Source organism: Actinokineospora auranticolor, assembly GCF_002934265.1.
GTDB classification, from domain to species: domain Bacteria; phylum Actinomycetota; class Actinomycetes; order Mycobacteriales; family Pseudonocardiaceae; genus Actinokineospora; species Actinokineospora auranticolor.
Map to the genome: position 1 here is coordinate 230,916 of NZ_PTIX01000009.1, position 24,159 is coordinate 255,074.

Genomic DNA, 24,159 nt, shown 5'->3' on the forward strand with positions numbered 1-24,159 from the left:
CCACCGCGCTGGGTAGGGTTGCTCCCGTGAGGTGTGTTCCCCCGGGCCGCGGCGGCGGCCCCCAGCGCGTGCCGTCCCGTGGCGCGCGCCGCGGCCATGAGTGAGCCCGCGACACGGGACCGGTTCTGGCTGTCGGATCACACCTTCACGGTGCCGCTGGACCACGCCGACCCGGACGGCCCCACGATCGAGGTGTACGGGCGGGAGGTCCGCCGCGACCGCGAGGAGCGGCCGTGGCTGCTGTACCTCAACGGCGGCCCCGGCTTCTCCTCCCCCCGACCGCTCGGCGGCGAGGGCTGGCTGCGGCGGGCCCTGGCCGACTACCGGGTGCTGCTGCTCGACCAGCGCGGCACGGGCCGCTCCACTCCGGTCACCCGCAACACCCTGGCGCGCCTGGGAAGCCCGGCGCGGCAAGCCGAGTACCTGACCCGGTTCCGCGCGGACTCGATCGTGCGCGACGCCGAGCTGGTGCGCAAAGCGCTGTCGGTGGACCAGTGGAGCGTGCTGGGGCAGAGCTTCGGCGGCTACTGCGCGGTCACCTACCTGTCGTTCGCCCCGGAAGGCCTCAAGGAGGTCCTCATCACCGGCGGCGTCCCCGGCCTCGGCGTCACCGCGGATGACGTCTACCGCAGGCTCTTCGCGACCGTCGTGGACCGCAACGCCGCGCACTACGAGCGGTTCCCCGAGGACGTCGACCGCGCGCGCCGGGTCGTGGACCACTTGCGCGCGAACGACATCCGGCTGCCCTCCGGTCGCGCGTTGACCACGACGACGTTCCAGAGCCTGGGCAGCCAGCTCGGTTCGGAGACCGGCAGCACCCGCCTGCACTACCTGCTGGAGTCCCCTTTCGACGGCCCGGACCTGTCCGACGCGTTCCTCGTCGAGGTCGAGCGGGAGCTGGGCTGGACCGCGACCTACCCGCTGTACTCGGTGCTGCACGAGGCTTCCTACGCCGACGGACCCGGCGCCACCGCGTGGTCGGGGAGCCGGATCCGGGCCGAGTTCACCGGGTTCGGCGTCGACGACCCGGGCCCGCCGCTGTTCACCGGCGAGGTCATCGACCCCGCGGTGTTCGACACCGACCCGGCCCTGGTCCCCTTCCGCGAGGCCGCGCACCTGTTGGCGCGCAAGGACGACTGGCCGCCGCTCTACGACGCGGCCCAGCTGCGGGCGAACCGGGTGCCGGTGGCGGCGGCGGTGTACCGCGACGACATGTACGTCGACCGCGAGCTGTCGCTGGAGACCGCGCGGACCATCGCGGGCGCGCGCCCGTGGCTGACCGCGGAGTGGGGCCACGACGGGCTGCGGGCCAGCAACGGCGCGGTGCTGGACCGGTTGATCGGGTTGGTGGTCAAGCCCGCAGGAGGCCCTGGACCCGCTGGATGAACTCGGCGGGCAGCTCCTCCGGCGGGGTGATCAGCACCCGGCCCTCGACCGCGAAGGCGTTGCCCACCAACTGGACGTCGGCGTAGCAGGGCACCCCGGCCTCCTCCAGCGGACCGACGAGCGCGCGCAGCCGACCGGAGGTCTGCTTGCCGAGTTCGCCGATCTCCGCGCCGTCGACCCGGAGCGCCACGACGACGCTGGTCGAGCGCGGCCCCGCCCGCTCGTCGAGGTGCAGGCTCGCCTCGACGAGCGCGCGGCCCGGCAGGTAGGCGCGGTCGATGATCGGCACGAGCACGTCGAGGTGGTCGCTCTCGCGGGTCAGCTGGAACGGCCGCCCGGGCGGGATGCGCAGCGCGGCCTGGTCGACGGAAGTGATCGGCAGCGCGAACTCGGGGTCCGCGATGTCCAGGGCCACCGAGGCGGCGAACTCCGGCCGGTCGCGGGTCCACCACAGCCGGGCCCGGCACGCGCCCGCGCCGCCGAGCCGCTCCAGCGGGACCCGGTACGCCGCCGCGCCTTCCGGCGGCAGGTGCCCGACCGCGTGCCCCTCGACCAGCACCTGCACCGCTCCGTCGCGCAGCCGCAGCTCGGCGGTGGTGACGCGCTCCCCGGTGGACTGTTCACCGGACAGCGCCCGCAGCGCGGTCTGGATCTCCACCACCGGCTGGGCGAAGTGGCCGCGACCGCGCAGCGGCGGCGCCTGGTCGGCGGGGCGCGGCAGCGGCACGACGGGTGCCTTCTGCGCGGCGAGGATGCCGCGCAGCCGGGAGAACTCCTCCTGGTGCGCGCGGGTGAAGGCGAGCTGGTAGCGGCGGCCGTCGCGCAGCCGCAGGTCGAGCCTGCCGTTGCGCAGCGGCCCCGCCTCGTGCACGGTCACCGCGGCGATCTCGCGCACCGGCACGGAGAGCGGGCCGCCGCCGAGGGCCAGTCGGCCCACGGCGTTGGTCGGTGTGACCGAGAGCGTGCCGTCCGCCAAGGCGACGGTGATGCCGATACCGTCCACGACCCGCTCCTCCGCTCACCGCGCCACCGGGAAGTCGATCACCGGCCCGGTACCGATGTTACGCAGCCGGTCCAGGTCACGACGTGACGTAGTCCCGGAGGTGTTGGGCCGTCAGGGTGTTCGCGTCCGCCACCAGCGCGGCCGGGGTGCCGGTGAACACGACCCGGCCGCCGTCGTGGCCCGCGCCGGGGCCGAGGTCGATCAGCCAGTCGGCGTGCGCCATGACGGCCTGGTGGTGCTCGATGACCACGACGGTGTTGCCCGCGTCGACGATCCGGTCGAGCAGGCCGAGGAGCTGGTCGACGTCGGCGAGGTGCAGTCCGGTGGTGGGTTCGTCGAGCACGTAGGTGCCGCCGGTCTCGGCCATCCGGATGGCCAGCTTGAGCCGCTGCCGCTCGCCGCCGGAGAGGGTGTTGAGCGGCTGGCCCAGGCTGAGGTAGCCGAGGCCGACGTCCACCAGCCGGTCGAGGATCCGGCGCGCGGCGGGGACGGCCCCGGCCTTCCCGGCGGTGAAGAAGCCGTGGGCCTCGTCGACCGACATGGCCAGCACCTCGCTGATGTTCTTGCCGCGCAGGGTGTGCGCGAGGACCGCAGCGGTGAAGCGCTTGCCCTCGCACTCCTCGCAGACCGAGGCGACACCGGCCATCATCGCCAGGTCGGTGTAGACGAGCCCGATGCCCTTGCAGGTCGGGCAGGCGCCCTCGGAGTTGGCGCTGAACAGGGCGGCCTTGACGCCGTTGGCCTTGGCGAAGGCGGTGCGGATCGGGTCGAGCAGGCCGGTGTAGGTGGCCGGGTTGCTGCGCCGGGACCCGCGGATGGCGGACTGGTCGACGACGATCACGTTGTCGCGCTTGGAGAGCGAGCCGTGGATCAGCGAGCTCTTGCCCGACCCGGCGACACCGGTGACGACGGTCAGCACGCCGAGCGGGATGTCGACGTCGACGTTGTCGAGGTTGTGGGTGTCGGCGCCGCGGATCTCCACGACCCCCTGGGGCGTGCGCGGTTCGGGCCGCAGCCGGGCGCGGTGGCCGAGGTGGCGGCCGGTCAAAGTGTCGGACCCGGCGAGACCGGCGTAGTCGCCGGAGTAGCAGAGCCGCCCGCCGCGCGTGCCCGCGCCGGGACCGAGGTCGACGACGTGGTCGGCGATCCGGATCACCTCCGGCTTGTGCTCCACGACGAGCACCGTGTTGCCCTTGTCGCGCAGGCGGACCAGCAGGTCGTTCATCCGGGCGATGTCGTGCGGGTGCAGGCCGACGGTGGGCTCGTCGAAGACGTAGGTGACGTCGGTGAGGCTGGAACCCAGGTGCCGCACCATCTTCACCCGCTGCGACTCGCCGCCGGATAGGGTCGCCGACTCGCGGTCCAGGCTGAGGTAGCCCAGGCCGATCTCCACCAGCGAGTCCAGCGTGCCGCGCAGCACCGCCATCAGCGGCGCGACCTCCGGGTCGGTGAGCTTGGCGGCGAACGCGGCCAGGTCGCTGATCTGCATCGACGCGCACTCGGCGATGGTGTGCCCCTCGACGGTCGCGGAGCGCGCCGCCGCGTTGAGCCGCGACCCCGCGCAGTCCGGGCAGACCGCGAAGGTGGCGGCGCGGTCGACGAAGGCGCGGATGTGCGACTGCATCGACTCGCGTTCCTTGGACAGGTACAGCCGCTGCACCTTCACCACCAGGCCCTCGTAGGTGAGGTTGAAGGTGTCCAGCTTGAGCTTGGTCGCGGGCTTGTGCAGGAAGTCGTCGAGCTCGCGCTCGGTGTAGTCGCGGATCTTCTTGTCCGGGTCGAGCAGGCCGGAGTCGACGAACGCCCGCCAGTACCAGGAGTCGACGGCGAAGTTCGGCACGGTGATCGCGCCCTCGTTGAGCGAGAGGTCGCGGTCGACCAGCTCGTCCACGTCGACCGCCGAGACCCGGCCGATGCCCTCGCACGCCGGGCACATGCCCTCGGGGTTGTTGAAGCTGAACGCGCCCGCCCCGCCGAGGCGCGGGGTGCCGAGGCGGGAGAACAGGATGCGCAGCATGGTGAACGCGTCGGTGGCGGTGCCGACGGTGGAGCGCGCGTTGGCGCCCATGCGCTCCTGGTCGACGATGATCGCGGCGCTGAGGTTGTGCAGCGCGTCGACGTCCGGTCTGCTCTGCGCGGGCATGAAGGACTGGACGAACGCGGTGTAGGTCTCGTTGATCAGCCGCTGCGACTCGGCGGCGATGGTGCCGAACACCAGCGACGACTTCCCGGAGCCGGACACCCCGGTGAACACGGTCAGCCTGCGCTTGGGGATGTCCAGGGACACGTCGGCCAGGTTGTTCTCCCGCGCGCCGCGGACCTGGATGGTGTCGTGGCCGTCGGCGGGGTGCCGGTTCTGCATCAGGTGGTTTCCTTACGACGTAAACTAGACGGGCTGGCGCCGACACTTTACGGCATAAGGAGATGTCTCGTGGTGATTTTCGCCTCCCAGGGCGACCCCCGCCGCACGATGGCGCTGCTCTGGCGCGACACCGGGTCGGCGGCCGCTCCCGACCGGCGGCCCGGGCCCCGGCCGGGGCTGACGCTGGACGCCGTGGTGGCGGCGGGCATCGAGGTGGCCGACGTCGACGGGCTGGCGGGTCTGTCGATGCGCGCCGTCGGGGAACGCCTGGGGCGCACCGCGATGGCGCTCTACACGTACGTGTCGGACAAGGCCGAGCTGCTGGACCTGATGTACGACCAGGTGCACGCCGAACTAGTGGCGGACACCGCCGACGGCGCGGACTGGCGGACCGCGCTCGCGGCGTGGGCGGCGGAGTCGTGGGATTTCCACCTGCGGCACCCGTGGGTTTCGCAGGTATCGATGACGCGGCCGGTGCTGGGACCGAACGAGAACGCCGCGATGGAGCGGTTGCTGCGCATTCTGCGCCCCACCGGCGTTTCCGCCCGGCGGACGCGCGGAATCGTCGGCGCGCTGACGCACCTGGTGCGCGGCGCCGCGGCGATGGCGGCGGAGTCGCGGCAGGCGGCGCGCGAGACCGGGCAGTCGGAGGCCGACTGGTGGTACGCGCGCTCCCCGGTGCTGGCGGCGGTCGCGCCGGACTACGAGACCCGGTTCCCCCTGCTGACCTGGCTGGAAGCCGGTCGGGACGCGGCCGACGACGACGCGGTCGGCTACATGGAGAACGAGGCGCGGCAGGCGCTGGCCGAGGGTCTCAAGGTCATTGTCGCTGGTATTGACGTTTCCAGGACACCCTCGGACACGATTTGACAAAAACACCTGATCGCCCGTTCCGCCTTTACTCGGGCGGACGCGGTTGACAATGAGCTATATGATTGGCACCCCAGTGGGGTCTCGATTGCGGGGTGCGTGCCGATGGGAGTCGTACGGCGTAGCGGGTGGCCGCGAACGGTCGATTCCCGGCGGTGACCGGTGTGCGGCGCGGTGCGGGCGGGGCCCACACGCTGGTCGGCAACCCCCGGGTGGTCGTGCAGGCGCAGTCGATCAGCGGCGGGATCCACTACCGGGGCGACCCCGGCGGGCGCGGGGTGCTCACGCACCAGGAACGCCTGGCGCGGCTCTCCGGGCTGCGCGACCTGACCCCGGACCGGTTGGCCTTCGTCGGCCCCGGTGACGACCACCCCTCGCACCCCGCGCGGCTGTTCGCAGCCCTGCGCGGGCGCGCCGACGACCGCGGCGTCGTCTTGGTCGGCCCGGCGGGCGCGGGCAAGACGCGCACCTGCCTGGAGGTCGCGGCGCTGGCCGAGCAGCAGGGCTGGCGGGCGCTGCACGTGCTCGGCGGCGAGCAGTCCGTCGAGCAGATCGTCGACGCGGTGCTGGCCGACTCCGCCCCCGCGCTCGTCGTCATCGACTACCTCAGCGAGTGCCGCGGCCTGGACCACACCGACCTGCGCGGCTGGCTGATCCCGGCCGCCCGCGCCCAGGGCGTGCGCGTGGCGGTGCTGGCCACCGCGCGGCCCGGCTGGATGCTGCTCGACGACGCCGACCCGGTGCACCTGGAGTTCGAGACCGTCGAGCTGCGCGCGGACCACGAGCACTTGGACGCGATCCGCGCCGCCATCCTCGACCTGGAGGCCCCGACCGCCTGCAGGCTCTACACCCGCGAGTGGGTCGAGCGGGTGTGCGGGCGCAGGCCGGTGATCGCGATGCTGGTCGCGCGGGAGATCGAAGCCCGGGCACGCAGCGGCGCGCGCCCGGAGGACGACCCGCGCCGCGACCTCGCGGGCTGGTTGCTCAGCAGGCTCTGGGAGGACGGGCTGGTCCTGCCGCGCCCGAAGCGCGCCTTCGACCGCGTCGAGCCGGACGTCGGGTTGCAGGTGGCCGCGGCGATGGTCGCCGCGTGCCCGCAGCCGCGCGAGGCGCTGGAGCGGGTCGCGGAGGGCGTGCTCGGCGACACCGAGACCGCCGGGGACGACGCGCGGCAGTACGTCGACACGCTGCTGCGGATGCGGTGGATCGAGGAGGACGGGCCGACCCTGGCCGTGGTGCACGACATCGTGGTCGACCAGCTGCTGGAGCAGACCATGCTCAGCGGGCCCGGCGACCGGGTGCGGCGCGGCGTGGCCACGGCCATCCTGGCGCCCGCGGTCGACGACGCCCGCACCATGGGCCGCTACGCCACGAACCTCGCGCGGCTGGTGCGCGAGCTGGGCGCCAAGGGCCGGGCCGACGACCTCGCCGGGTTCTGCGGCGAGTGGCTCGCGGACAACGCCGCGGCGATCGGGCAGACCCTGCTCGCCGACACCGAGTCCGGCGGCTACACGCTCGGCACCCTGCTCGGCGGCGCGCCGTGGGCGACGGCCGCGCTGGCCGGGTGGCCGTCGCTGATCGGCCCGTGGCTGGCCGAGCACGGCCGCACGGCGCAGGCCCGGCACCTGTACTTCAAGGGCTTGGCGGTCGCCTCCGCCGACCGCGCGGCGCACCTGTCCGACGGCGCGGTGCTGTGGCTGCGCGAGCACGGCGCCCGGGCGGGTGCCGGGTTCGTGCTCAGCGCGCTGCTGGCCAAGGCCGACCTGGGCGCGCACTCCGACGCCGTGGTCGGCACCGCGCTGGACTGGGTGCGCAGGCACTGGCGCCGCGTCGACGCGCAGTACGTGCTGACCGGGGTCCTGGGCAGGCGCCAGGACGACCTGGACGCGGCGGTCGCGGTCGAGCACGCGCGCCGGTGGCTGGGCGAGCACGGCGACCGGGACGACTCCCGGTACGTGCTCAACGCGCTGCTCACCCGCGACGACCTGGGCCTGGCCACCAAGGAGATCATCGGCTGCGGGCTGGACTGGCTGGCGCGCCACCGCGGCCCCGAGGGCGCCATGGTGCTGTCGGTCCTGTTGCGGCGCACCGACTCCGCGGTGCCGACCGGGCTGGAGTGGCTGGGCGCGCACGGTGCGCTGCCCAACGCCCAGTACGTCCTGGAGCAGCTGCTCACCGCGCGCAGGCTCGACGGCGCGCAGGCCGAGGCGGTGGTGCGGCACGGTTTGCTGTGGCTGCTGGACAACCTCGACCGGTTCGCGGGCGGTTTCCTGCTCCAAGCCCTGCTCGACGGCCGCGACCTGGGCGCGCACACCGGCGACACGCTCGACCTGGCGGTGGTGTGGCTGGGCAGGCACGGTGCCGAGCGGGTCGCGGGCGCGGTGCTCGGCAGGCTCGTCGGCCGCGACGACCTGGGCGGGCGCGGGCAGGCGGTGGCCGCCGCGGCGCGCGAGTGGCTGGGCGCGCACCACGAGTCGCACACCGCCGGGCCGCTGATCGCCTGCCTGCTGCGCCGCCCCGACGCGGGTGGCGTGCTGGCGCACGGGGTGGCGTGGCTGACGGCGAACCGCAAGCACCCGCGGTCCGGGTCGATCGCGGTGGCCCTGCTGCGCCGCCCGGACCTGGGCGGGCACCGCGACACCGTCACCGCGCACGCGCTGCGGTGGCTCGTCGGGCACCGCGACCACCCGGCGGCCCCGGACATGCGGGTCGCGCTCGGCTTCCCCGACCGGTCGGGGTGCGGCGACCTCGCGGGGGCGGTCGCGTGGGTCGGCGGTCACGCGGACGTGCCCGCGACCGAGGTGCCGCTGCGGCACCTGCTGCTGCACGAGGACCTGGGGTCGGACGAGTCGACCGTGGTCGCGCACGCGCTGGCGTGGCTGTCGGCCAACGGCCTGCACCCGGACGCGGCGGCGCTGATCGACGCGATCCTGCCGCGCACCACGGGCACGGCCGCGATCGAGGTCGCGCTGGCGTGGCTGGCCGAGCACCGGCTGCCCGGGCGCGCGTTGATCCTGCGGTCCCTGCTCACCCACCCCGACCTGGGCGCGCGCGCCCCGGCCGCGGTGGCGCTGGCGGTGGACTGGCTGGGCGAGGAGGAGGACTTCCTGCGCGAGCCGCACCTGGTCGTGCTCAAGTGCCTGCTGGACCGCCCCGACCTGCCCGCGCGGGCGCACGCGGCGGCGGTGACCTGGCTCGACGACCACGACGGCACGTCCAGCACCGCGCAGGTGCTGAACCTGCTCGTCGACCGCCCCGACCTGGGGGTGTGGGCCGAGCCGGTGACCGTGCGGTCGCTGGCCTGGGTGCGGGCCAACCCGGGGCACGCGGGCGCGTCGGCGGTGCTGAGCAAGCTGCTGACCCGCCCCGACCTCGGGCCGTGGGCCGCGCACGCGATGGCGTACGCGTGCACGTGGATCGCCGACTCCGGCCACGCCACCCGCGCCCGGTTCGTCATCGGCAGGCTGCTGGCCCGCCCCGACCTGGGCCCGCTGGCGGTCCGCGCGGTCGACCAGGCGCTGCGGTGGCTGGACCACAACGAGGTGTACCCGAAGGCGTGGTTCGTGCTGATCCCGCTGCTCGACCTGCCGGGCGCGCACCGGGCCGCGGCCCGCGCGCACGCCCGCGCCTGGCTGGCCGCCACCACGAACGACCCGGGCCGCCGAGCCGACATCGAGACCCGGCTGGCCCGGGTCCACTAGGCGATACTGCGTGCCATGAGGTTTCGGACCACTGTGGAGCTGGGCGGCAAGACCGCCACCGGGTTGCGGGTCCCCGCCGACGTCGTCGAGGCGCTGGGGCCGAAGAAGCGGGTGCCGGTCAAGGTCACCGTGGGCGGGCACACCTACCGGACGACGGTCGCGCCGTACGGGGGCGACTTCTTCGTGCCGCTGAGCGCGGAGCACCGGACCGCGGCCGGGGTCGCGGCGGGCGACGAGGTGGACGTCGACATCGAGGTCGACACCGAGCCTCGCGTGGTGGAGGTGCCCGACGACCTGGCCGCCGCGCTGGCCGAGGGCGGCGCGCGGGCCGCGTTCGACGCGCTGTCCTACAGCCACCAGCGCGCGCACGCGCTGTCCGTGGCGGACGCCAAGACCGAGGCCACCCGGCAGCGCCGGATCGCGAAGGTAGTGACCGCCCTTACCTCATAACTCCCTGTCTCCAACTCATAGGGACTGATACGGTAGATTAGATAACTATGGAGATGCTGTCCGTGGAGCAGGTGGCAGACGAACTGGGACTGCACGTGCGCACCGTGCGCACGTACATCCGCGAGGGCAGGCTCAACGCCGTCCGGATCGGGAAGCAGTACCGGATCACCCGCGCCGACCTGGAGGCCATGACCGGCGCGCCGCCGCCGGTGGCCGCCCGGCGCGCCGAGGCCGCCACCACCGTGCGGGTCGACGGGATCGGCCGGTCCGACATGGACCGGATCTCGACCCTGCTCACCGCCTCGACCGCGCGCGGCGAGGGGGTGCGGATCCAGATCTCCTACGACGAGGACAACGCCAGCCTCACGGTGATGCTGCTCGGCGGCCTGGCCGCGACGGCGGAGCTGCTGCGGCTGGTGCACGTCCTCACCGACCAGGAGGGACGAGGACCGTGACGGTGCTGCGCTGCGCGGCCGACGGCCCGCTGCTGACCACCGCCGACGACGCGAACGACCTCATCGGCGAGGCGTGGGGCGCCGGGGCGACCGCCGTGGTGCTGCCGGTCGAGCGGCTCGACGAGCGGTTCTTCCGCCTGTCGACCGGTTTCGCGGGCGCGTTCATCGGCAAGTTCGTCAACTACCGGCTGGTGCTGGTCGTGGTCGGCGACATCGCCGCGCACCTCGAGCGCAGCGAGGCGCTGCGCGCGTTCGTGGCGGAGGCGAACCGGGGCAGGCAGTTCTGGTTCGCCGCCGACGCGGCCGAGGCCGAGACCCGACTCGCCCAGGTGTGAGCGAACACCACACCGGGGCGCGCGGCAGGGACCATCCAACCAAGGTGGACAGCCGCGTGAACCCGGTCCCGGACAAGGGAAGCGGCCCTGCCGTCGGGGGGTGACAGGGCCGCGCTCTTGGTATCGCCAGGACGGCCCGCGCGTTACCGGTTGTTGTGGACCGGTTCGGCACGGCCCGCCGGGACGTCGGGTGTGGACGGTTCCAGGGGGAGGGTGACGCGGAAGCGGGCACCGGTGCCGGGGCCGTCGCTGTGCGCGGTGACCGCTCCCCCGTGCAGGGCGACCACGCCGCGCACGACGAGCAGCCCCAGGCCAAGACCGGAGCCGCGGGCACCCGGGGCGCGGGTGAACGCCTCGAACAGCGACTCCGCGGTCGCCGGGTCGAAACCGGCGCCGGTGTCGCTGACCTCCAGCACTGCCTCCCCCGGCCGGGTGGCCAGGGACACGGCGATGGCGGTGTCGACCGGGCTGTGCCGGACGGCGTTCGCCAGCAGGTTGCGCAGCACCTGGTCGAGCCGGACCTGGTCGCCCAGCACCCGCACCGGGCTGTCGGGCAGGGTCACGGCCACCGCTCGACCGCCGAGTTCGACCGCGGCGACACCCGCGCGCACGAGGTCGCGCATCCGCACCGGCAGCCGGTCGACGCGCAGCGCGCCGGTCAGCACGCGGCCCGCGTCGAGCAGGTCGCCGGTCATCCGGTTGAGCCCGTCCACCTGCCGCTCCAGCACGGCCAGGGCGGGGTGCTCCCCCACGTCCAGGCTCAGCACCTCGGCGGCGGCGCGCAGCGCGCCCAGGCAGTTGCGCAGCTCGTGCGACACGGCGGCGAAGAACCGGTCCTTCGCCAGGTGCTCGGCGCGCAGCGCGGCCCCGGCCTCGGCGAGCCGGTCGTTGGCGGCCTTGAGCTCGCGCGACCGGACGAACAGGTCGACCCGCATGCGCTCCAGGCTGGCCCGCAGGTGCTCGTCGCCGGTGCGGCCCACGACCAGCTCGGTGACGTCCTCGACGCGGTGCAGGATGTACGCGATCGCGCCGTCGGCGCCGATCAGCGGGGTGTTGACCGGGCTCCAGTGCCGCTCCACGAACTCCCCGCCCGGCCCGACCGGGATGTCGTAGCGCTGCAGCGGCATCGTGTCCGGCAGGCCGGTGGCGAGCACCGTTTCCAGCGACCTCCGCAGATTCCGGACACCGTCGGCGCCGACGAGTTCCGGGTTGTCGGGGAAGGCGGTGAAGAGGTGTTTTCCGAGGAGTTCTTCGCGTTTTGTCGCGGTCGCCGCCAGATAAGCCGGATTCACCTCCACGATCACCAGGTCCGGGCCGAGCACGAGATAGGGCGACGGGGTGGCGGCGAACAGCAGGGCGAAGTCCATCAGGAGTCCAGCCGGTACCCGAACCCGCGCACGGTGGTGATCTTCGGGACGGTCACGCCCGCGGCGACCAGCTTGCGCCGGATCCGGTAGACGTGCTCGTCGACCGTGGTCGCCGCCTGCCAGCGCGACGACGAGCCCCACACGTGGTCGAGCAGCTGCTCGCGGGAGAAGGTCTGGCCCGGCGCCGAGGCCAGGAACTCGATCAGCCCGTACTCGCGCGGCGTCAGCGCGATCGGCTCGCCCGCGCGCCGCACCTCGCGCGCGCCGGTGTCGATCTCCAGACCGCCCACCCGGATGGCGGTCGGCGGTGGCGCGGGCGGCTTGGACCGGCGCAGCACGGCGCGGATCCGGGCCGCCAGCTCGCGCAGCGAGTACGGCTTGACCAGGTAGTCGTCGGCGCCGAGTTCCAGCCCGACGACCCGGTCGGCCTCCTCGCCGCGGCCGGTCACCACGATCACCGGCAGCGGGTTGTCCCGGCCGCGCAACCCGCGCAGCAGGTCGAGGCCGTTGCCGTCGGGCAGGCCGAGGTCGAGCACGACGAGGTCGGGCTCCTCGCTGTCGACCAGCCGCAGCCCGGTCCGCACGTCGGCGGCGGGCAGCACCCGGAAGCCCTCGCGGGCGAGGTAGTCGCGGGACATCGCGGCCAGGTCGGCCTCGTCCTCGACCAGGATGACCACCGGTCGGGCGGTGGGAAGTGACTCGCTCTCGGATTCCACTCCGGCCTCGTTGAGGAAATGTTGATTCGGCTGGGACGGCGCGGCCAAGACCGAACGGTATCACTGGGAGAGAACACCCCGCATAGGTCGGGTGACCGCCATTCGGGGCATAACTGAAACCTTTTTGGGAACGAGGCGCGGATCATGGTGAGCAGGGCGCGGTTGGCGGACGTGTTGATCGACCTTTCCGACACGCTGGCGCCTGATTTTCGGTTGTCGGGCTACCTGCGCTCCCTGGCCGCGCACTGCGCGCGGTTCGCGGGCGCCGACGCGGTGGGCGTCGTCCTCGCCGAGGGTGACGGCTCCCTCCGGGCGCTGGACGCGCGTCCGGGTGAGCGCGTGTTCGCCGACCTGTTCGACCTGCAGTGCGCCCAGGGCCCGGCGGTGCTGTGCTGCGCGACGTCGGTGGATGTGGCGGGCGCGGTGGACGCCTGGGCCGGGTTCGGCGTCGCCGCCGAGGAGGCCGGGTTCCGGTACGCGCACGCGGTGCCGATGCGGCTGCGCGGTGTCGCGACGGGCGCGGTGGTGCTGTACCGGGTCGCCGACGAGCCCTTCGACGAGGAGGAGATCGCCGCGGTCCGCGCCCTCGCGCACATGGCCGCCGTCGGCATCGGCACCGAGCGGGCCGTGCGGCAGCGGCAGGTGCTGGCCGACCAGCTCCAGTCCGCGCTGGACAGCCGGGTGGTGATCGAGCAGGCCAAGGGTGTGCTGGCCGAGCGCAAGGGGATCCGGCTCACCGAGTCGTTCCAGGAGCTGCGCAGGCTGGCCCGCAACCACAACCTCAAGATCGGCCAGGTGGCCGAGGAGGTGGTGCGCAGCGCCCTGCCCACCCCGGTGGCGGCGCGCGGTTGACGGAACGGGGCACTCGGGCGGGAGATCGGCGGCCGGGAGAGGATGGCCCGGACCGATCACTCCGATCCGGCGCGGATCGGGGCTCTCGACACCCGAGGAGCACGCATGGCAGAGCAGAAGCCCGAGGTAGAGCCGCACGACGGCCCGCCGCCCACCGACCTGGTGGTCACCGACCTCAAGGTCGGCGAGGGCGACGAGGCCGTGCCGGGCAAGGTCGTCTCGGTGCACTACGTGGGCGTGGCCCACTCCAGCGGCGAGGAGTTCGACGCCTCCTACAACCGCGGCGAGGCGTTCGACTTCCCGCTCGGCGGCGGCCGGGTCATCGCGGGCTGGGACCGCGGTGTGGCGGGGATGCGCGTGGGCGGTCGGCGCAAGCTGGTCATCCCGCCGCACCTGGGCTACGGCGACCGCGGCGCGGGCGCGGTCATCAAGCCCGGCGAGACCCTGATCTTCGTGGTGGACCTCCTCGCGGTCCACTGACACGCGGTAGGGCGCTTTAAGCCCACGCGGTAAGAGGAGTGCGGTAAGTCGGCTCGGACCGGCACAGTCTGAAGCTCCCCGCCCGTCGCCTGACAACCCGGCGTCGGGCGGGGCTCCACCGGCACCCACACCAGATCGGCACTCACACCAGCGCGGCCAACCGCGCCAGCAACGGCCGCACGGCCTCCGGCGACTCGACGTGCGCGTTGTGGCCGAACCCGGGCAGCACCACGGGATCCGCGACCAGCGCGCGCAGGTGCTCGGCGGGGGACATCGGGTCCGTCTCCCCCGCCGCGAGCAGCACCGGGCAGCGGGCCGCGGCGAGCAGCCCCGGCAGATCCGGTCGCCCCACAGCGAACGCGCGGGGGTCGACCGCCGCGCGCCAACCGCCGTCACGGCCGTTGACCGGACCGGCGGGCAACCCCGCGAGCCTGCCCGCCCACGCCGCGGCCTCCTCGCGGGTGCCGAACACCTTGGCCGGTTTGGCCCCGAGCGCGGCGCCCTTGGCCAGTTCCTCCGGCGTCCAGCTGACCTTCACCCCCAGCGCCCCCACCGCGGCGACGCGGACGCCGAACCAGCCCGACGCCAGCGCCAGCGCGACCACCCCGCCCAGCGAGTGGCCGAGCACCACCACGGGCTCGGCGGGGTCCAAGCCCTCGGCGACCCGCGCGGCCAAGCCGCCGAAGGTGTAGCGGTCGAGCGGGGCGGCGGTGCCGTGGCCGGGCAGGTCGGGCGCGCGCACGGGACCCGCCCAGTGCCGCGCCGCGTCGAGCCCGGTCCACACCTCACCGCTGCCCGCGAGCCCGTGCAGCAGCACGAGGGTGGGCGCCTGTCCGTCGGTCACGGCGTGATCCTGCCGCACCGGGACCGGGGTCCGGCAGCCCCCGCGAGGGGGTCAGCAGCCGCCGCAGGTGTAGTAGGTGACGTCCCAGTGGTTCGACTCGTAGTAGTAGATGTTGCCGCTGGCCGACTCCCACTTGTCACCGCCGATGGAGGTGAAGGTGTTGTGGATGTAGTTGGTGAGGCAGGTGCTGAGGGCGAAGTCGAGCTTGTAGCCGTTGTAGTGGCTGTAGGTGCCCGCGGCGTGGCCGACCTCGGTGCCGCCGGTGATGTTGAGGCCGCAGCCGCTGGCGCTCTTGAGGGTCTGCGCGCCCTGGATGGTCGACTGGTTCACCTGTTCGAAGGACGTGCAGGTGGCGTTGTTGCGGTCCGAGCAGTTGCCGCTGGAGGACCAGGTGATGCCCGACGCGGTCAGCTGCGCGGTGGCCTGGGCGTGGGTCAGCTTGGTGACCAGCAGCGCCACCTGGGTGTCGGCGTCGGGGGTGAAGACCGGGTCGTGCTCGGACGCCGCGCCGGTGGCGGTCGGGGCGGTGGCGAACGCGGGGGACGCGGCCAGGACGACACCGACCGCGGCGGCGGCTAAGACACCAAGAGCCCGAGTGAACACGCGCACGAGTGACCTCCGAGTGGGGTTGGAGAGTGACACCCGGTAGCCTATTTGTCACTTTCTCGCCGTCAACCGGTTTCAACGGTGACTTTCCCACCGGTCATGCCCCGTTCACCCCGCGCCCACCTCGGCCGCGTCGAGCGCCCGGTTGGCGCGCCGGTCCCGCATCGCCAGCAGCAGGGCGACGAGGACCAGCGCCACCGCCGCCGCCAGCGCGACCGCCAGCGCGAGCGGGTAGTCGTCCCCCGAGCCGCCGAGCACGGCCTGGTAGATCGCCGCGAGGGTCGCCGTGCCGACCGCGGTCCCGATGCGCTGCCCGGTCTGCAGCACGCCCCCGGCCACCCCCGCCATCCGGTTGGGCACCCGGGCCAGCGTCATGGTGGTGTTGGGCGAGATCACCGCGCCGCCGCCGACCCCCGCGACCAGCATCGGCAGCGCGATCCACCAGCCGGTGGCCCGCCCGGGGCCCAGCAGCGCGATCCCCGCCACCACCGCCAGTCCGCCCGCGACCAGCGCCAGGCCGACCACGGTGATCAACCGGCCGTACCGGGCCACCAGCCTGCCCGCCACCGCCGCGGACACCGCGCCGCCGATCGCGAACGGGGTGACCGCCAGCCCGGACTGCCACGGCGTGTAGCCCAGCCCGGTCTGGAAGAACAGCGCGAAGACCAGCCACACACCGGTGAACCCCGAGAAGTACGCCAGTCCGACGCCCGCGCCCGCGAGGTAGCCGGGGGTCTCGGTGAACAACGAGGTGTCCAGCAGCGGCGCCCGCCCGCGCCGCGCGGTCCGCCGCTCCCACCGCAGGAACAGCCACCCCAGCGCGACGGCGACCGCGAACAGCCACCACAACCGGCTCAGGCCGCCGTCCTCCGCCTGCACCAAGGGGAACAGCACGGCGAGCACGGTCGCGCCGAGCAGCAGGGCGCCCACCACGTCGATGTCCGGCCTGCCGCCGGACGCGCGGGCGGGCAGCAGCCGCGCGGCGAGGGCGAGCGCGACGAGTCCGATGGGGAGGTTGACGTAGAAGATCCACCGCCAGCCCTCGGGGTCGCCGAACACCGCGAGGATCAACCCGCCGAGGACCGGGCCGACGGCGGTGGACACGCCCACGGTCGCGCCGAACACGCCGAAGGCGCGGCCGCGTTCCGCGCCGGAGAACAGGTCCTGGATGAGGCCCGAGTTCTGCGGGGTGAGCAGGCCGCCTGCCAGGCCCTGCGACAACCGCGCCACGACCAGCCAGGTCAGGTTCGGCGCGGCGCCCGCGAGCACGCTGGTGAGCACGAAACCTGTGAGAGCTATGAGAAACATGCGCCTGCGGCCGAGCGCGTCGCCGAGCCTGCCGCCCGCGACGAGGGAGAGGCCGAAGGTGAGGGCGTAGCCGGAGACCACCCACTGCGCGGCGCCGGGCGCGGCACCGAGGTCGGCGCGGATCGAGGGCAGGGCCACGTTGACGATGCTGACGTCGAGCAGGCTCATGAAGCCCGCCGCCTGGGTCACCGCCAGCGCCCGCCACCGCCGCGGGTCCGGCTCGGTCGGCGCGTCGGCCTGGCTGTTGGTCACCCTAACGTCCTACCCCCTGACGGGGAGGAACGCACCATCGGTCCACTCTTCGTCACACCGGAATGGTTCGTCCCCTTCGGACGGGGGAATATGAAGCACGATCGCGTTAACTCACTGCCTTCACCGCGAAGCTATTGCCACACCGTGCGACGATCTTGTTCTCCCTGTGCACACTCGGCCGCCGGAGGTGTCGGTTTCACTGCCCTAAGGGGAGCCCCGACGGGGCGAGATCCCCGCCACGGCACCGATCCCGCCGCGTACGGGTGCTTCCTTACGGCGCCACGGGTGCACCGCTTGGTACACGCAGAGCATCGCCCACAGCTCCTGCGCCACCCCGTGGGGGTCCTGGGAGCGCAGCGCGACCGGGCCCGCCTCCAGCGACTCGAACAGCGCCTCGAACCGCCAGCGGGTGCGGTGCAACGCGGCCAGCTCGGTCGCGGGCGCCTGGTCCGGGTCCAGCAGCGTGGTGACCAATACCGCGTCGGGCACCTGGACCACGCGCACCGCCAGCGAGCCGCCGACGGGGTCGCCGTCGGGCAGCAGCCGGGACAGGTAGGTGCCGTCGGGCAGGGTGTGCAGCCGCGGCAGCGCCACCGGGACCCGGGCCCGCCACAGCAGGTCCGCGCCGCGGTCGGCGGCGGCCCGCCAGAGCCGGTGCCCACCGACCACCCGGTGCGAGACCACGAGCGTGCCCGGACCGAGCGTGTCGAGCACCAGCGGCGCGAGCTCGTCGCGGTGCGAGCCGACGGCGACGTCGAGCAGCGAGCCGGTGTCGTGCCCGGCCAGCACCGAGACCCGCACCGTGGGGTGGGCGAACGCGGCCAGGTTCGCCGCGGTGTCGGGGATGTCGACCGCGCCGCCGTCGAGGGTGCACACCCGCATGCCGCGCCAGCGCGCGGTGTCCACGCGGTCGGCGGCGGCGCGGCGCTGGAACAGCCTGCGCATCACCTCCGGCCCCAACCGCTTGCGGGCCTTGGTGATCGAACCGGTGCTGGGCGCCGACCGGGTCCCGGTCGCCACGCCCGCCCACCGCATGCCCGCGGTCAACCGGGCCAGCACGGCGTCGTAGCCCGCGCCGCCGAAGAGCCATAAGGCGAGGGTGAAGTAGACCATTGTGCGCGCGGGCAGCGCCCGCGACCGCTGCTCGCGCGCCCCCGCCGCGTCGATCGCGGCGTCGACCTCCTCCGGGGGGAAGGCCCTGATCAGCATCCCGATCGCCACCCGGTCGGACAAACGGTCCCGCGACGCCTTCGTCGCCCGTGTAATTCCGCCCACAGAAGGACCTTTCACCCGATGCCAACTTAAGGAAGTAACGCCTTGTCGATCTTGTCGACGAGTGCGGCGACATGAATAGCATCGGGAGCCGGGCACGCGCCAGAGGCCCCGGACCGCCAGACAATTCTCAGAAGACCTACCCTCGGAATCCCCCGGCCGTCGAGCGCGGGCCGGGCGACGTTTTCCCCTACACCCATTCGGCGGGTAAAGCACGCCGCCGAGAAGGAGTGATCCGAGATGTCGGCAAAGAGACTCGCCACCGCCGCCGCCTGCGCGGTGGCCGCCGCGCTGGTACCCGCGACCGCCGCCCAGGCAAGCACCGCACCGGTGCGCGGGGCGCTGCTGCTGACCGTCACCACCGCCGACGGGCGCAGCGACGTGGCGTACCTGGAGTGCGCTCCCGACCGCGGCACGCACGCGCACCCGACGGCGGCGTGCGCGGCGCTGTCGCAGGTGAACGGGGATGTGGCCCAGCTGCCGGGCAACCCGGGGCAGCTGTGCACTTTGGAGTACGCGCCGGCGCGGGCGACCGTGCACGGCCTCTGGGGCCCGCGGTTCGTGCGCTACCAGCAGACCCACCCCAACCGCTGCGCGCTGGCCGCGGCGACCGGACCGGTGTTCGACCTGTAGGTACGGCACCGGGCCGCGCGCACCCGGTCCGGCCGAGGCCTTGGCACACCGATGAGTAGTTCACGGTCACTTCCACTAACCGTCACATCAATCACCTTATCGGGTGTCGCCACATGGAATGACACCGCGTAGGAAATGCGGTATCGGCGAACGCGCGCATTTGCCAGTCGAGTCCGTGTTCGCCATCACGGCGCCCGGGTTCCCGGCGTTTGGCGGTGGCCGCGGGTTCCCTCCCGCGCGGATCGTTGTCGTTGCCGGTCGCGCCGCGGATCGAGTCGGTTCGCACTGCGGTTCGCCGCGCGTTCGACGCGGTACCGCCGGTCGGTTCCACCCTGCGGCGCCACGGCGGGCGGGGAGTCGGGGACCGTCCGCCGACGCGATCCGCACCGCCCGCCCGGTCCCCACCGGTGCCCGCGGCGAACCGTCACACCGTTCCCGATCGCGGGATGGCCCGAACGAGTGAGGAAGGGTGGTGTTACAGCGCGTGCCTGTTAGGTTCTCGCGGGTGACCGGACAGATCTGGACGCTGCCCCGCGCGCTCGACCGGCCCACGACCCCCTCCCCCGGGGTGGCCGACCCCGACGAGGCAGCCGAGTTCCTCGAGCTCTTCCACGCCGAGCACCCCGACGCGGGCCCCGCGGCGCCGCGCGTGGCGTGGGCGCGGGCCGAGATCGAGCTGACCGGCACCTACCAGCACACCAGCGCCGAGCTGGCCTTCGGCGCCCGGGTCGCCTGGCGCAACAGCGCGCGCTGCATCGGGCGGCTGTACTGGCAGTCGCTGCGGGTGCGCGACCTGCGCGCCGTGCACACCGCCGCCGCGGTGGCCGACCAGTGCGCGCGGCACCTGCGGCTGGCGGGCAACGACGGCCGGATCCGGCCGATGATCACCGTGTTCGCCCCGGACGCGCCGGGGCGGCCGGGGCCGCGGATCTGGAACGAGCAGCTGATCCGGTACGCGGGCTACGCCGACGGCCCGGACGGCCGCGTGCTCGGCGACCCGCGCTACACCGGGTTCACCGCGGCGCTGCGGGAGCTGGGCTGGCGCCCGCCCGCGCGCCGGTCGCCGTTCGACGTGCTGCCGCTGGTGGTGTCCGCGCCCGGCGAGCCGCCCCGGTTGTTCGACCTGCCGCCGGACGCGGTGCTGGAGGTGCCGCTGCGCCACCCCGACCACCCGTGGTTCGCCGAGCTGGACCTGCGCTGGCACGCGGTGCCCGCGATCAGCTCGATGCGGCTGCGGATCGGCGGCGTGGACTACCCGGCGGCCCCGTTCAACGGCTGGTACCTGGGCACCGAGATCGGCGCCCGCAACCTCGCCGACCACGACCGCTACGACCTGCTGCCGGTCGTGGCCCGCGGCCTCGGCCTGGACACCTCGCGCGCGGCGTCGCTGTGGCGGGACCGGGCGCTGGTGGAGCTGAACGTGGCGGTGCTGCACTCCTACGCCGCCGCCGGGGTCGCGATCAGCGACCACCACACCGAGTCCGAGCGCTTCCTCAAGCACGTCGAGCGGGAGGAGCGGGCGGGCAGGCGCTGCCCGGCGGACTGGAGCTGGATCGTGCCGCCGATGTCCGGCTCGCTCACCGGCGTGTTCCACCGCTACTACGACACCGAACCGCTGCGGCCGGAGTTCATCAGCGACGACGACGCCGTGCGCACCGCGCTGCACGGCACGCCGCCGCCGCTGCCCGGCGGGGCCGGGTCGGCCCCGCCGGTGTGGTCGTTCCTGCGCGGCGCGGGCACGGCCACCGAGCCCGCCGTGCCCGCGGCCCGGTACCCGGACCGGGTCCCGGATCAGTCGAAGGGCACCCAGTCCAGCTGACCGAGGTCGTCGAGCCGGGAGACGAGCGTGCCCGCGGGCGAGATCGTCCACAGCGCGTCGCCCGCGACCAGTGACCGCCGCACCTGCGTCGGGCCGTAGTGGCCGACCGGGTGCTTGAGGCTCCCGACCTGGGTGATGGCGTCGCGGGTGACCTTGAGGCCGAGCACGGTGCTCGCGCCGTCGCGGTTGTTGACCGGGATGACGAGCAGTTCCCGCTCGGCCCAGTAGAGGAAGGCGTGCGGGTCGAACTCGGCGTCGGAGGTGGCGCCGGGCAGGCGCACCTGGCCGATCCGGCGGGCCTCGGCGCCGGAGGTGTCGAACAGCGAGACCTGCAGGCCCGTGACCCGGCCGCGCTCGTCGGCCTCCTGGCCGATGCCCAGGAGCCGGTCGGGGGCGAGCGGGTGCAGGTAGGCGGAGTAGCCGGTGATCTTGAGCGCGCCGGTGACCTTCGGGTTCGCCGGGTCGGCCAGGTCGAGGGTGTAGAGCGGGTCGGTCTGGCGGAAGGTCACCACGTAGGCGGTGGTGCCCGCGTAGCGCACGGAGTGGATGCGCTCGCCCTTGCCGAGCCCGGCGACGCGGCCGACCGTGGCGAGGGTGTCGCCCTGCCTGCTCAGCACGCTCACCGCGCTCTCCGAGTCCGGCTTGCGGCCGCCGCGCGGCCGGACGTCGCCGGTCGTGGTGGCGACGCGCAGGTTCCCGTTGTACTCGGAGAGGGCGTACTGGTTGATCAGCGTGCCGTCGACCGCGCCCGAGGCGGTGTAGACGGGTTTGCCGGGTGCGGTGATGTCGAAGGCGTGGATCTCGGTGTCCACGCCGGTGGGCAGGTCCTGGGGGGTGCTCTCGGACCGGGCGACGCGGTCGTCGGCGATGTAGAGGGAGCGGTCGGTGCCGTAGACGGTGTCGCCGTCGGCCGCCACCGCGACGGGGTCGCCCTGGTCGAGCGGGGTGAGCATGGTGAAGGTGAGCACGGTGAGCATGGCCGTGCCGGTGTAGCCCGAGGGCCTGCGGACCGCGGCGCACTCGACGAGCCTGCCGGAGTCCTCTTTCTTGTCGGAGTACAGCTCGTAGTGGGGCAGCCAGGCGTCGAGGGGCGCCTTGTCGATGATGTCGCGGTTGTGCGCGATGGCCTCGTCCGCGGTGCCGCCGGTGTTGCCGAAGTTGATGCGCGGGGTGGAGCGGACGACGAGCCGGGCGACGGCGCCGACCTGGCGGCCGTCGAGGTAGGTGCCGTCGACGTCGAGCCTGCCCGCGATCTCGCCGGAGCCCGCGAGGTCGACGGCCAGGAAGCTGGTGCCGGGGTTCGGGTTCGGGTAGGAGTCCGACGGCGGGACGGCTTCCGGGGTGGTGGGCGGGGCGGGCTTGCGCTTGCCCGTCGGGGGGACCTGCGTGGGGACTTGTTGGGGGACGTCCTGCCGGTAGGAGCGCGGGACGACGACGAGGGCGCGGTCGCCGTGCAGGAGCATGGCGGTCGGGTAGCCGGGGAGTTGGACGGTCGAGGTGACCCGGTGGGTCTCGACGTCGACCACGCGCAGGGACGTGTCGGTGATGGTGACGACGCGCCTGCCGTCGGTCTTGACGATGTCCGGCTCGTCCGCGGACTTCTCGTGGTTGTTGGTGGTGGAGTGGTCGGGGGCGGGGGCGCTCTTCGCGACGGCGCCGCCCTCCTGGGGTACCTGTTGCCGGGGCGCGCCCGCGCCGCTGTCCTCGGCGGCGCCGGTGGCCAGCGGGACGCCGTCGATGGTGTCGAAGCCCCAGGGTTTGACCTGGTCCTTCGCCGCGCGCTTGAGGTCGGCCTCGGCGGTGGCGCAGTCGTCGTAGGCGACGAGGCGGACCGCCCTGGAGCGGTCTTGTGTGGTTCCACCCCCAAAGAAGGTTTTTGTCGAACTGGTGTCGGAGGTTGTCGGATCACCACCGACCGCCAAATAGGCGCCTGCCGCCACCCCCGACCCGACTAGCAGGACAGCCATCACGGTGACCCCCAGTCGGGCACCGACTCTCGGGAATCCGTGTCTTCCACCGCTCATACCCGGATGGACGTACCGGGACGGGGGATACGTTGCACTAGAGTAGGCAACTGTCGGTGTTTGACAGTGTGCGGTGCGTGTCGATCTAGGTGAGTTTTCCCACAAAGGCGCACGAACCCGCACATCCGGGCTACGCTAGGCGCATGACAGTCGCGCTTGAGCACGTGCTCGCCAAGGCGGGCCTGCGGGTCGACCCGACCGAGTTCCTGGAACTGGTCGAGGAAGCGGCGCGCAGGTTGTCACCCGCCAACCCCGATCCGGCGGACTACTTCTCCGCGGACCAGCGCGAGGCCCTGACCGACGTCGGCCTGGACCTGACGCCGCGGCGTCCCGACGAGGTGGACTCCCGCGCCCGCGCGGTGGCCGCCCAGGCGGTGCTGCGCGACTCGGCGCTGACCGTGGCCGCCGCCGCGGAGGCCGTGGGCGTGGACACCAGCCGCATCCGCCACCGCTTGGCCGCCGGTCGCCTGGCGGGCTGGAAGGACCGCGGCGGCTGGCGGCTGCCCGCGTGGCAGTTCGCGCCGTCGGGGGTGCTGCCGGGTCTGGAGGCGGTGCTGGCCGCCGTGCCGGACGACCAGCCCCCGCTCGTGGTCGCCGCGTTCATGACGACGCCGCAGCCGGACCTGCGCATCGACGAGGAGCCCGCCACCCCCCGGCAGTGGCTGCTCGCGGGCGGCTCCCCCACCCGCGTCGCCGCCCTGGCGTCGGCCCTGGGCACCCCGGCCTGAGCGGGACCTGACCAGCAGATGTCCCGGCTCCCCCAGCCGCCCGCCCCCGAAGACCTGAAACCGCTCCTGCGCGTGGACGAGGACGTCGTCGCGCTGCACAGCGGGACCCACCTGGTCCGCATCTTCGCGGCGGCGGGCGCGCACCGCCAGCGCTGGAACTCGTTCCGCTACACGGGCCCACTCCCCCACGCCCGCTTCGACCCGCAACCCCTGGGCCCCGACGCGGGCCCGGCGACGGCACCGGGTCACGGGGTGCTCTACTTCGGACTGAGCGTGCGGACGTGCGTCGCGGAGGTCTTCCAGCAGACCTCGGTGGTGGACCGAACCACGCGAAAGCCCCACCTGGTCGTCTTCCGCCCCCGCCGGACCTTGAGGTTGCTCGACCTCTGCGGCCTGTGGCCCACCAGGGCGGGCGCGTCGCAGGAGATGAACAGCGGCACCAAGACCACCACCCAGGCCTGGGCCCGCGCCATCCGCGAGGCCTACCCGGACCTGGACGGGGTGTGGTACCGGTCCTCAATGGACAGTGGGGAGCCCGCGGTCTGCCTGTGGGACCCGCCCGCCAGCGGCTCTTTACCACGGACGCCGGATGTGTTGCTACCGCTGGACTACCCTGGTCTGGACCTCCCGTTGGCCCGAGTCTGCGAAGAACTCAACTACACCCTGCTCTAACACCACACTTCGCACGGATTCCAT

The 24,159-nt window shown here is 73.4% G+C and carries 21 protein-coding genes; 12 read left to right on the top strand and 9 right to left on the bottom strand.

Annotated features, from left to right (window positions below; all coding sequences use genetic code 11):
- Positions 1–96 precede the first annotated feature (96 nt).
- Positions 97–1,386, top strand: coding sequence for an alpha/beta fold hydrolase (locus tag CLV40_RS18490; protein WP_104480285.1), 1,290 nt, complete (start codon positions 97–99; stop codon positions 1,384–1,386).
- On the opposite strand, the gene CLV40_RS18495 is transcribed toward CLV40_RS18490, so the two are convergent.
- Both CLV40_RS18495 and CLV40_RS18500 read right to left on the bottom strand, forming a co-directional pair.
- Complete coding sequence (locus tag CLV40_RS18495) at positions 1,352–2,389, bottom strand: hypothetical protein (RefSeq protein ID WP_104480182.1); 1,038 nt, start codon at positions 2,387–2,389, stop codon at positions 1,352–1,354. The genes CLV40_RS18490 and CLV40_RS18495 overlap by 35 nt on opposite strands.
- 76 nt (positions 2,390–2,465) lie before the next feature.
- On the bottom strand, positions 2,466–4,751 hold the full coding sequence (locus CLV40_RS18500; protein ID WP_104480183.1) for an excinuclease ABC subunit UvrA: 2,286 nt from the start codon (positions 4,749–4,751) through the stop codon (positions 2,466–2,468).
- A gap of 69 nt (positions 4,752–4,820) precedes the next feature.
- On the opposite strand from CLV40_RS18500, the gene CLV40_RS18505 reads away from it, so the two are divergent.
- The 5 genes from CLV40_RS18505 (at position 4,821) to CLV40_RS18525 (ending at position 10,562) form a co-directional block, all read left to right on the top strand.
- Complete coding sequence (locus CLV40_RS18505) at positions 4,821–5,621, top strand: TetR/AcrR family transcriptional regulator (protein WP_104480184.1); 801 nt, start codon at positions 4,821–4,823, stop codon at positions 5,619–5,621.
- A gap of 128 nt (positions 5,622–5,749) precedes the next feature.
- A complete protein-coding gene (locus tag CLV40_RS18510; protein ID WP_104480185.1) occupies positions 5,750–9,322 on the top strand; it encodes an ATP-binding protein in 3,573 nt (1,190 codons plus the stop codon).
- Positions 9,323–9,337: 15 nt separating this feature from the next.
- On the top strand, positions 9,338–9,772 hold the full coding sequence (locus CLV40_RS18515) for a YdeI/OmpD-associated family protein (protein WP_104480186.1): 435 nt from the start codon (positions 9,338–9,340) through the stop codon (positions 9,770–9,772).
- Between the two features lie 47 nt (positions 9,773–9,819).
- Positions 9,820–10,227: a helix-turn-helix domain-containing protein gene (locus CLV40_RS18520; RefSeq protein ID WP_104480187.1), complete on the top strand. Its 408-nt coding sequence runs from the start codon at positions 9,820–9,822 to the stop codon at positions 10,225–10,227.
- On the top strand, positions 10,224–10,562 hold the full coding sequence (locus CLV40_RS18525; protein WP_104480188.1) for a DUF4180 domain-containing protein: 339 nt from the start codon (positions 10,224–10,226) through the stop codon (positions 10,560–10,562). The genes CLV40_RS18520 and CLV40_RS18525 overlap by 4 nt, the downstream gene beginning before the upstream one ends.
- Positions 10,563–10,705: 143 nt before the next feature.
- On the opposite strand, the gene CLV40_RS18530 is transcribed toward CLV40_RS18525, so the two are convergent.
- Positions 10,706–11,929: a sensor histidine kinase gene (locus CLV40_RS18530; RefSeq protein WP_104480189.1), complete on the bottom strand. Its 1,224-nt coding sequence runs from the start codon at positions 11,927–11,929 to the stop codon at positions 10,706–10,708.
- Positions 11,929–12,645, bottom strand: a complete 717-nt coding sequence (locus CLV40_RS18535; RefSeq protein ID WP_104480190.1) for a response regulator transcription factor — start codon at positions 12,643–12,645, stop codon at positions 11,929–11,931. The genes CLV40_RS18530 and CLV40_RS18535 overlap by 1 nt, the downstream gene beginning before the upstream one ends.
- A 144-nt stretch (positions 12,646–12,789) precedes the next feature.
- On the opposite strand from CLV40_RS18535, the gene CLV40_RS18540 reads away from it, so the two are divergent.
- Both CLV40_RS18540 and CLV40_RS18545 read left to right on the top strand, forming a co-directional pair.
- Entirely contained in the window at positions 12,790–13,497 is a 708-nt protein-coding gene (locus CLV40_RS18540) for a GAF and ANTAR domain-containing protein (protein ID WP_104480191.1), read from the top strand.
- Between the two features lie 105 nt (positions 13,498–13,602).
- Positions 13,603–13,977, top strand: coding sequence for an FKBP-type peptidyl-prolyl cis-trans isomerase (locus CLV40_RS18545; protein WP_104480192.1), 375 nt, complete (start codon positions 13,603–13,605; stop codon positions 13,975–13,977).
- 142 nt (positions 13,978–14,119) lie between these two features.
- Here the strand turns inward: CLV40_RS18545 and CLV40_RS18550 are convergent, their stop codons facing one another.
- From CLV40_RS18550 to CLV40_RS18565, 4 genes are all read right to left on the bottom strand, one after another.
- The gene (locus CLV40_RS18550) at positions 14,120–14,821 is read right to left on the bottom strand and encodes an alpha/beta fold hydrolase (RefSeq protein WP_104480193.1); all 702 of its coding nucleotides are present in this window, start codon (positions 14,819–14,821) and stop codon (positions 14,120–14,122) included.
- Positions 14,822–14,872: 51 nt separating this feature from the next.
- Entirely contained in the window at positions 14,873–15,430 is a 558-nt protein-coding gene (locus CLV40_RS18555; RefSeq protein WP_104480194.1) for a hypothetical protein, read from the bottom strand.
- Between the two features lie 105 nt (positions 15,431–15,535).
- A complete protein-coding gene (locus tag CLV40_RS18560; protein WP_245931366.1) occupies positions 15,536–16,987 on the bottom strand; it encodes an MFS transporter in 1,452 nt (483 codons plus the stop codon).
- Positions 16,988–17,191: 204 nt separating this feature from the next.
- Positions 17,192–18,196 (bottom strand): transposase domain-containing protein, encoded by a 1,005-nt coding sequence (locus tag CLV40_RS18565; RefSeq protein ID WP_146108095.1) that lies wholly within the window; start codon positions 18,194–18,196, stop codon positions 17,192–17,194.
- 303 nt (positions 18,197–18,499) lie between these two features.
- Here CLV40_RS18565 and CLV40_RS18570 point away from each other — a divergent pair, with 303 nt between their 5' ends.
- Entirely contained in the window at positions 18,500–18,892 is a 393-nt protein-coding gene (locus CLV40_RS18570; protein ID WP_104480196.1) for an SSI family serine proteinase inhibitor, read from the top strand.
- A gap of 505 nt (positions 18,893–19,397) precedes the next feature.
- On the top strand, positions 19,398–20,711 hold the full coding sequence (locus CLV40_RS18575; RefSeq protein WP_374065073.1) for a nitric oxide synthase oxygenase: 1,314 nt from the start codon (positions 19,398–19,400) through the stop codon (positions 20,709–20,711).
- Here CLV40_RS18575 and CLV40_RS18580 read toward each other — a convergent pair.
- The gene (locus CLV40_RS18580) at positions 20,684–22,678 is read right to left on the bottom strand and encodes a beta-propeller domain-containing protein (protein WP_181043578.1); all 1,995 of its coding nucleotides are present in this window, start codon (positions 22,676–22,678) and stop codon (positions 20,684–20,686) included. The genes CLV40_RS18575 and CLV40_RS18580 overlap by 28 nt on opposite strands.
- Before the next feature lie 200 nt (positions 22,679–22,878).
- Between CLV40_RS18580 and CLV40_RS18585 the strand changes: the two genes are divergently transcribed.
- Together CLV40_RS18585 and CLV40_RS18590 are read left to right on the top strand one after the other, a co-directional pair.
- Positions 22,879–23,463, top strand: a complete 585-nt coding sequence (locus CLV40_RS18585; RefSeq protein WP_104480199.1) for a DNA-binding protein — start codon at positions 22,879–22,881, stop codon at positions 23,461–23,463.
- Positions 23,464–23,481: 18 nt separating this feature from the next.
- Entirely contained in the window at positions 23,482–24,135 is a 654-nt protein-coding gene (locus CLV40_RS18590; RefSeq protein ID WP_104480200.1) for an RES family NAD+ phosphorylase, read from the top strand.
- Positions 24,136–24,159: the final 24 nt, after the last annotated feature.